Origin of the sequence: Aeribacillus pallidus (assembly GCF_050478865.1) — a bacterium.
Taxonomy (GTDB): Bacteria; Bacillota; Bacilli; order Bacillales; family JACDOC01; genus JACDOC01.
Window position 1 is genome coordinate 1 of the sequence record NZ_JBCNBW010000079.1, and the last position, 9,967, is coordinate 9,967.

A 9,967-nucleotide genomic window follows, 5' to 3' on the forward strand; every position below is an offset into this window, starting at 1 on the left:
CACAGAATATGGTGATGAGACTACAACCTAATTGTAAAGAAAATTTTATTTTACCCTCTTTTAAAAATTTAGTAAAATGATTGATAGCGTAAAAAGTAGAAATTTAACGAATAATGACAACAACTTTTAGAAAGGGAAGAACGATTCATATGAATAGACATCATATAAAAAGAAAAAGGAGAAAAGTGAAACGACGACGAGTATTCTGGCTACTCGTATTTCCATTATTACTGTTAGCTCTATCGGCTACTGGCTACGGAGCATATTTATATAAAAAAGCTGAGTCCATTGCCAATGGTTCTTATAAAGAATTAGATGGTCGTGAAAAATCCAATCTTCGTGATGAAGTGGTTGATCCTAGCAAAGACAATATATCCATATTGTTTATTGGAATTGATGATAGTGAATCACGTAACTTTGGAACGGCCACCCGTTCCGATGCGTTAATGTTAGCTACATTTAATAAAAAAGAAAACTCCGTAAAACTCCTTAGTATTCCAAGGGATTCTTACGTATACATTCCAGAGGTTGGGTACTCAACAAGAATTAATCATGCCCACGCTTTTGGTGGTCCAAAAGCAACTATTGAAACAGTGGAGAATCTCTTAGATGTTCCTGTTGATTATTATGTCCGTATGAACTTTTATGCTTTTATTGATGTTGTTGATGCCCTTGGCGGAATCGAAGTGAATGTACCGTACGAAATTTACGAAAAAGATACAGAAGACAATCGAAACGCTATTCATCTCTTACCAGGCGAACAAAAGTTAAACGGTGAGGAAGCATTAGCACTTGCTAGAACACGAAAAAAAGACAATGATATCGAACGCGGAAAACGTCAACAAGAAATTATGAAGGCCATCCTTAAAAAAGCTATATCTGTTAATGCCATTACAAAGTATACCGATGTGATGGAAGCTATTGGCGATAATATGGAAACAAATATGAAATTTTCCGAAATGCGCGCATTACTTAGTTATGGAATAAAAAACCAATTAACGATTGATTCTCTTACATTAGAAGGTTCGGACGGTTATCAAAACGGAATTGGTTACATTTATGAACTAGACGAAGAGGATCTTGAAAGTGTAAAAACGACATTAAAAAAACACCTAGATGTTTCGAGTCGTGAAGATACAGATGAAAAAGAGGTCGCTCAGCAGTAAAAATTACTTTCGAGAAAAAGGAGACAGCTTTTACCATAAGCTGGTCTCCTTCATTTTTGCCAAGCTTATTTTCTCTGCTAATGCTCAAATTTATTCAAGAAAAACTGAAAAACCAGCCTTTTAGAACAAAGGCTGGCTTTTCTTTATTAGTAAATATTTTTATTATTTTCTTGCCCGTACGAATCGGAGCAACGGCTGATAGTTTTTTCCAACCAACCCAATACTTTCAACCACTAATTCAATACCAATTAATAACAATGTAATGACGATAATCGCTCCCCATGTTGTCGCCATAGAGAAAATAATAGCGGTCATACTAAACATAGCAGCCATTGCGTAAATAAGCAGAACCGTTTGGCGGTGCGTAAACCCAAGACGAAGTAAGCAATGGTGTAAATGCGATTTATCCGGTGCTGAAAGCGGCTGATTGTTCACTAAACGGCGAATAATCGCAAAGAAAGTATCCGAAATTGGTACCCCAAGAATAATAATTGGAATAATTAAAGAAATAACCGTTACGTTTTTAAAACCTAATAACGACAGTACGGAGATCATATAGCCTAAAAATAAGGCTCCAGTATCACCCATAAAAATCTTTGCTGGGTGAAAATTATAGACAAGAAATCCTAAGGTACTTCCGAGTAAAATCAACGCCATTGACATAACATATATATCGCCTTTCATAAAGGCCATAAAGCTTAATGTAATTAAGGCAATCGAGGAAACACCTGCTGCTAATCCATCTAACCCATCAATTAAGTTAATGGCATTCGTAATACCGACAATCCATAAAATCGTTAACGGGATACTTAACATCCCAAAGTCCAGTTCTCCACCAAAAGGTAAATTAATGTATTCTAATCGGACACCACCAAGAACGACAATGAAAGCCGCCGCAAGTTGGCCACCGAACTTTACTTTGGCAGATAATTCTAGTAAGTCATCCAAAAATCCGGTAATGATAATAACAACACTACCTAAAATAATTGGGAGGGAAAATTCATCTTCTGGTCGTAAATATACAACTCCGACCAAGAAGCTGATATATATCGCTAAACCACCAAGTCGTGGCATAATTTTTTGATGAACTTTTCGATGATTCGGTTGATCAGTTGCCCCAATTTTTAATGCGAATTGTTTTACAAAAGGAGTTATGCATAATGAGGCTAAAATACATAATGCTAAGGCTATAAAGTAAACCATGCTTAACCTCCTTGGATTTAGCTTTTCCATTCTAAATGAAAATTAATATTGACACATTTATGTAAAACCGTTTGATTTTCTTTCCTAGATGAAAATAAATACCAATGTGAATTATACCATTTATTAAACTCAAAGAATATAAAAATTTTATTAAAGATTCATGACAAATTGACAAAAATTGTGTTTTTTCCGACCAAATACGACATTAAAGAATTTGATTTTTCATAATTTCTTCCAACAGTAGTCAATATTCGCTAATTTTGATAATATTATAGAATGATGGCTGAATATGTCTGTATTACAAGGAGCGGAATAAAAATGTTAAAATTATTCAGCAAGAATGTACAAACTAGTAATCGTCAGTTAAAAAAATACTATAAATTGGTAGAAAAAATCAATCAACTTGAAGATAAATATGCCAAAATGACCGATGAACAATTACGCCAGATGACCCTTCACTTTAAAGAGGAGTTACAAAAAGGAAAAACGGTTGATGATATTAAAATAGATGCGTTCGCTGTCGTTAGAGAAGCATCAAAGAGAGTTTTAGGCATGAGACACTTCGATGTTCAGTTAATTGGCGGACTCGTGTTGGTCGAAGGAAATATTGCCGAAATGCCGACAGGTGAAGGAAAAACGTTAGTTGCTTCTTTACCGAGTTATGTTCGCGCATTGGAAGAAAAAGGTGTTCACGTCATCACCGTCAATGATTATTTAGCCCGGCGAGATCGAGAGCTCATCGGTCAAATTCATGAATTTTTAGGGCTTACTGTCGGACTAAACCTTCCAATGATGCAGCCCGAACAAAAAAAGAAAGCGTACGAAGCAGACATTACCTATGGTGTAGGAACCGAGTTTGGCTTTGATTATTTACGGGACCATATGGTGCAAAAAGCGGAAGATCAAGTTCAACGTCCATACCATTATGCGATTATTGATGAAATTGATAGCGTATTAATCGATGAAGCGAAAACCCCTTTAATTATTGCTGGTAAAATGCAGTCAAATGCTGACCTTCATTACATAGCTGCTCGTTTAGCGAAACGTTTTGAAAAAGGAATCGATTATGAATATGACGAAGAGACAAAAGCAACTAGTTTAACCGACCAAGGGATTGAGAAAGTAGAGAAAGCCTTTGGTGTGGATAACCTCTACGATCTTGAACACCAAACGCTTTATCATTACGTTATTCAAGCAGTCCGGGCCCATACTATTTTTGAACGGGATGTCGATTATATCGTCCATGACAATAAAATTAAATTAGTGGATATGTTCACTGGCCGAATCATGGAAGGACGAACGTTAAGCGATGGGCTTCATCAGGCATTGGAAGCAAAAGAAGGGCTTCCGATAACGGAAGAAAATAAAACCCAAGCTCAAATAACGATCCAAAACTATTTCCGTATGTACCCCATTCTATCCGGAATGACGGGTACAGCAAAAACAGAAGAATCGGAATTTAGACATGTCTATGGCATGGAAGTGGTTCAAGTACCAACAAACAAACCGAAAATTCGTATCGATTTACCAGATAAAGTGTTCCAAACAGCTCATCAAAAATATGTCGCCGTTGTCGAAGAAGTAAAGAAACGACATGCGAAAGGTCAACCGGTTTTAATTGGAACAACGTCCATTTTACAATCTGAAAAAGTCGCCAAGTATTTAGATGAAGCAAATTTACCATATGAGCTCTTAAATGCGAAAACCGTGGAACAAGAAGCAGAGCTTATTTCCAAAGCGGGACAAAAAGGACAAATTACCATTGCCACCAATATGGCTGGACGTGGGACAGATATAAAATTAGGGGAAGGCGTAGCGGAACTCGGTGGATTACACGTTCTTGGGACAGAAAAACATGAAAGTAGACGAATTGATAATCAGCTTCGTGGACGTTCTGGAAGACAAGGAGATCCTGGTTCAAGCCAATTTTTTATCTCGTTAGAAGATGATATGTTCCGTCGATTTGCGAAAGATGAATTAGAGAAATTAAAGAAAAAATTAAAAGTAGATGACAACGGCCTCGTGCTGAATAAAGACATTAGCGAATTTGTCGAGCGGGTCCAACGGATTGTTGAGGGTGCCAACTTCTCGATGCGGGAATACAATTTAAAACTAGACGATGTCATCAACACACAACGGGATATTATTTATTCGTTAAGAGAAAAAATTTTATACAAACAAGAACTGATTTCTCTTATCAAACAATTACTGTCCGAACTAATAAACCATGAAATCACAATGTGCTGTCCAGAAGAGGAGTTACCTGAAAATTGGAATTTGGAACGATTAACACAGCTTGCTCATTTATTATTCCAACAAAGCACAAGCTTCGGTGAAGATATCCAAGAAGCAAACGAAATCAAACGAGTTCTTATGCCTTCTGTAGAAAAGCTTCAAAATGATTTGGAACAAATCGAACAAAAAGAAGACCTGCTCGAATTGTTACGCGTCATTACTTTGAATAAATTAGACATGCATTGGATGAAACATTTAGAAGGAATGACTCGTTTAAAAGAAGGGATCGGGTTACGTTATTATCAACAAGAAGACCCAATGAGAATTTACCAAACCGAAGGATTAGAGTTATTCCAACATAATTATTTTGAAATGGTGAAAGACATGATGGTAGGAACGGTTCAGATTTTACGCGTGAATGGAATAGAACGGAGTGAGGAACATGTTTAATTTTTTTAAGAAGAAAAAATCAGCAGAAATTAAAAAAGAGGGACAAGATAGCTACTTGTCCCTCGAGTCTACTACAAACGACGACAATGAAGAAGAAGTTTATACTACATTAGTCATCCCCCCAGCAATTCATTTACCGAAAGAACAAGAATATGTTTATCGTTTTTTACATAATGAACTGCATCCATTGAAACCGAATCAATTATCTATTTCGGGTATACAACTCGATCAACAAGATAAATACTATTATGTGACCGCATTTATTCGAAATAGTTTACCAAAGGAATTGCTACTAGATGATGTTGAATTGTTTTTACTTAACGATGAAAATCAATTCATTTCAAAAACCAGCGTGAATTTTAGTGAAATGGGACCAATCCCCCCTATGACTAGCCTATTATGCGGTTTTCAATTTCCAATAAACAACGATATCTCACTAGAGACATTGCAAGAAAATTGGTCGGTAGCATTTAATATGAATTCATTCAAACAACACTCGCTCGAACTAGAACCAAGCTGGGAAAATAGTTTATCTGCAGATCAAAAGAATCAATTACAACAATTTCTGCAACAACTCCCTACATTGAAACCAAACGAATTTAATATTGCGGGGGTTCGTGCTCAAATATTAGATGAAGGCAGTTTATTAGCAACTCTTTTATTTAGAAATGGAACGAAAAATAACATTCAAATTGAACAATTACCGCTTAAAATAGTAGATGCAACTGGTGAAATTGTTGCCCAAGGACATTTTAAGCTACAAGATTTTATTGTAAAAGCTAACACTTCCAAACCTTGGTCGTTTATATTTCCTAAGGAGTTAGTCTTAAAAGAAGAGTTAGATTTGTCGAAGTGGAAACCGATTGTACCACAATCATAAAATTTAATAAACTATTTTTATATGTGGTGAGGATGTCCTCACCATTTTCTTTTACTAATAACTAGAGAAAAAGGATGCTGCTTTACCAGCATCCTTTTATTCAACAAAAAAGGTTGTCAAATGGTCACGTTTCATCATCTTTCCTTGATCAGATAAAACCGATTTGGAAACGACTAATTGATAGTATTTTTCTTTTTCATATCCCCCTTGAGGCGGATGAACTTTCACCACTGTATTATTTTTTTCAAGTGCAATGATTACTGGATATCTTTTTCCATCTTGATCTTGAACGTAAATTTTATCTTTTATTCGGTCAGTTCTCATTTTTTTATTAAAGGTTATGGTCCATACTTTGTTCGGATGGACTGTTTTTGTATCAGACGAAGGTTCAAAGTATGGTTCCTTATGAGATAACGTATATTCAGCTTGTAAGCGATCTAAATAGAGCGTTCCATTTGTTTTATTGTTCTCTTCAGGTTCCGCTAAATAAATTTTGGAAAGTGTAATTGGATATTTCACCTCTTTTGGGATTGTAGCTTTTACATATTTCCATCCATACCAATTAAGTCCAGCATATGAAGTGAAATTGACAATCCACTCTTTCCCTGAAGCATCTGTGATCGCTCCTCTTAACCAATGCTTCTGCCCATCTCCATACACCCATAAGCCAATCGCTTGTGGTTTTCCTACGAGTTGTACAGGCTTTTTAAAATGAATGTAAGAAACGGAAGTTCCTTTTTTAGACGTTTTAAAATGGTAATCCCATTTTAAAGACGTTATTCCTTCACGAGGTTGGAGCGTTTTTTCTAAATCAATCGAAGAGGTAGCATTGACATGACTTATTGAAACGTTCGTTATTGAGCTGAACGAGTCTAGAAGTAATGGCTTGTTACTAATTTCTACAGGTATGGTCACTTTCTTTGTTCCATATTTAGCTGTTAATATTCCTTTGCCTTCATTAGAAGAAGCATAAAAAACCCCATTTTGGACTTTACCGAGGTCTGAAGAAATCTCCCACTGAACCGATTGCTTATTAAAAATAAGCGGTTTATCATCTTTTGCAAACGCCCGAACAGTTAATTCTTGAGTAGAATTTGGTGCTAAATATATCTTTTGCGGCATTACTTCAAATTTTTCAACATCATCAATTACGGTTACTGGGATTTTCGTTGTTGCAGCTCCATATTCGACCACAATATGCCCTGATCCAGATCGTTCAGCTACAAATTGATGATTAGTAATTGTTCCAATATTACCTTCTACGGACAGCTTTACTTCTGATTGATTTATCGGTAAAACGTTATAATATTGATCCAAAATATAATCGATTTGTACTCCCACTGAAGCCCCTACAGCAATAAGTCCTTCTTGAGCTTGTCGTGCTTTTATGTTCATTGGTTTACCGTATGGAGCAAGACTTACGGCTTCTAAAATAGCGGACACTTTTCGTTCGGAGCCATCAGATGGTTTGTTGACTAATTGTGGATACGTGTTACCTGGGAGACGGGCCACCATCGTCGTAGATCCTCCACCATCTAGATTAATAGCTTGATAGACTCCTAGTTTTGTTAAATAATCGGCAAATTCGTGGAGCGTCATGCCATCACTATAGCCAGGCTGTCTCCCATCGACAGTGACAAAATAAACGTTTGTCCCCGTTTTGTCTATCGCAACGGCTGTTCGAGGACTTCTTTCTGTTGCTCGTGGACTATCAGCATCGATGGACAACTTCTTTTGCCCATTTTGCACAAGCAATGGCCCACTGGCTAAAATGAAATCAGCACCTTTCCATTGATGATGAATATCAATCGTAAGATTAACTTTATCACCAATTTGTAATTCTTTTATTTGGGATACGGCTTCCCCGTGAGCTGAAATGACATATCCATCCTTTGGAATCGTCGCACTTGTATGTTGACCATATGGACGTATACTTGAAACCACTCCTGAAATCGTTTCACCAAAAAATAGTTCATGATCAACTGACTTAGAAAGTCCAGTAACAACTACTTCTAGCCCGTGAGGATTTGTTCTTGTCTTATCATATTTATAACTATTTGTATATAAAATACTTTCATTTTCTCCACGAGCTTTATTAAAAGAAGTAAGTTGATAGTTTTTTCCGTGGTGAGCGATGGATACTGTAAATTGAATAGGTGCTACGATTCCCTTGCCATCTTTCATACCAAATCCAGCCGGTGTATGCATATAATCATTAGATTGGCTAGACACTGCACCTAAATTAATGATTTGATCATTTCGTGATAAAAGATAGGCTGGATACCCCGATTGCATATGAAAAAAGGAAGCATTGATTGCCCCAATGACATGATGTTTTTCATATGTATGTTTTTTTGCTAACACAGAGGTTTTTTCTAATGTATGAATAGGATCAGAAATTCCAAGTTTAATAGTTGTATAGGGAGAATGGGTGTTTATTTTTAGCACACTAATCGCTTGTTTTTTTCCCGACAAAGTTAGTTGTTCTTTATTTAATTGAACACCAGGGGAAAGTTGAGTTGCTGAGACAGCATTTACTCCAAACCACATGAAAAAGAAAATGAAAGCAACTGATAGCACCTTTTGTTTCACGATGATGTCCCCCTTATGAAGTGTGTATATTATTGTAATTTTTTCATGATTTTTACTATTGAACCCCAAAAAAAGTACCCGCTAAATTGCAGGTACTTTTTTTGGCATCAACCCAAAGCCCATCGCCCAGAATCGACTCTATATAATAACAAAACAGGAAATTACTATACTCTTATTTTATCATAATATGTTAAAGTTACAAGAAAAATATATGAAAAAATTAGTTTATTTACCATAATAATATTTTTATTCCAATTTAATGAATTTGTTTAATTATCCACTCATTTCTGTTTTCATCAACATACGATAGAGTCTCAAAAATCAACGGATTCGGAAGTTTTTCTAGATGTTCTTCAGGTACAAGATAGTTATCCAACTTTTCGTAATAGAATTCATACGTTAGGTTCCAAATCATAAGATATATTTGAAATCAAGCTTGATACAGAATGAGGAAAAAAGAAAAGCCCTGCAGAGATTTCTCTCCGCAAAGCCTTTCGATACTTCGGGCGGTGACAGCCACCATTCCGGTTCTCCGTCAAATGTTAGGGTGGTAAAGAAATCAGGCCACCCCTATCCTATATGTAGACCCATTCCTTTATACTAATGTTTCAATAAGATTCTTGCTCGAAATCTCTTGAAGTTTTTATATCCATAGCCGTTTCGCTTGATGACTTTTGTCGTATTATTGATTCCTTCCAAAAAGCCATTGGAATGACCATACACAAAGCTATTCAGGATTTCTACTTGCCAATTTCGAAACGTTTCTATCGCTTGTTTCATCTCTGGAATTCCTGATTCCTCTACTACTTGATAAAATGCTTCCAGCTCTTTTTTTACCTCTTTGATCTTTTCTTGACCGATCTCTTTCGCTCGGTTAAACCATACTTGATAACGTTCTTTTAGTTCATAGGCTTTGTTTAGCTCTTCCGACATATTCAAATAGCGTTCTAAATGCCACTGATGTCTTCAGTTAAAGTGTTTTGAGGTTTATAAAAAATGTACCTTTTTCTTTTGCACTTTTTGCGGTCATAGTCGTGAAACTGCTGCTGAATACGCCTGCGAACTCGATCGATCCCCCAATAAATATAACGACAAAAATGAAAACGATCCGCCACGATCACTGGGTTCCCTAGGGCCGAACGAACGGCTGCCTTAAAAGAAGGACTCATATCCCATAATCACCACTTGAACGTGGTGACCATGCCTTTGAAGGTAGTCTTTTATCGACTTTTTATTTCGGTTCGGTAGGATGTCTAGGAGTTGCTTTGTGATCCCATCGGCGATGATGAGTTGATACTTTCCTTCCCTTGTATCTCCTTTATATTCATCAATCGCAATCACTCGAGGTAGTGACTCTACTTGCTTGACTTCCGTTTGAGCGATTTGATCAAATCGCCTCATAATGGTCGTGGATGAGGTTCCGTAAACATCCCCTACTTCC

5 protein-coding genes and 1 pseudogene are annotated in these 9,967 nt (G+C 36.5%); 3 read left to right on the top strand and 3 right to left on the bottom strand.

What is annotated here, in order from left to right; all coding sequences use genetic code 11:
• The first annotated feature begins 149 nt into the window (after nucleotides 1-149).
• Nucleotides 150-1,166 (top strand): LCP family protein, encoded by a 1,017-nt coding sequence (locus ABES52_RS15915; protein ID WP_429652266.1) that lies wholly within the window; start codon nucleotides 150-152, stop codon nucleotides 1,164-1,166.
• A 162-nt stretch (nucleotides 1,167-1,328) separates the two neighbouring features.
• On the opposite strand, the gene ABES52_RS15920 is transcribed toward ABES52_RS15915, so the two are convergent.
• The gene (locus ABES52_RS15920) at nucleotides 1,329-2,369 is read right to left on the bottom strand and encodes a glycosyltransferase family 4 protein (protein WP_429652268.1); all 1,041 of its coding nucleotides are present in this window, start codon (nucleotides 2,367-2,369) and stop codon (nucleotides 1,329-1,331) included.
• Nucleotides 2,370-2,687: 318 nt separating this feature from the next.
• On the opposite strand from ABES52_RS15920, the gene secA2 reads away from it, so the two are divergent.
• Both secA2 and ABES52_RS15930 read left to right on the top strand, forming a co-directional pair.
• Nucleotides 2,688-5,054 carry an accessory Sec system translocase SecA2 gene (gene secA2 / locus ABES52_RS15925; RefSeq protein WP_429652270.1) on the top strand — a complete coding sequence of 789 codons (2,367 nt, stop codon included), beginning with the start codon at nucleotides 2,688-2,690 and terminating at the stop codon, nucleotides 5,052-5,054.
• Nucleotides 5,047-5,934, top strand: coding sequence for an accessory Sec system S-layer assembly protein (locus ABES52_RS15930; protein ID WP_429652272.1), 888 nt, complete (start codon nucleotides 5,047-5,049; stop codon nucleotides 5,932-5,934). The genes secA2 and ABES52_RS15930 overlap by 8 nt, the downstream gene beginning before the upstream one ends.
• 96 nt (nucleotides 5,935-6,030) lie before the next feature.
• Here the strand turns inward: ABES52_RS15930 and ABES52_RS15935 are convergent, their stop codons facing one another.
• Nucleotides 6,031-8,526 carry a phosphodiester glycosidase family protein gene (locus ABES52_RS15935; protein WP_429652274.1) on the bottom strand — a complete coding sequence of 832 codons (2,496 nt, stop codon included), beginning with the start codon at nucleotides 8,524-8,526 and terminating at the stop codon, nucleotides 6,031-6,033.
• A 600-nt stretch (nucleotides 8,527-9,126) separates the two neighbouring features.
• Nucleotides 9,127-9,967, bottom strand: a pseudogene (locus tag ABES52_RS15940) (ISL3 family transposase); the annotation flags it as partial.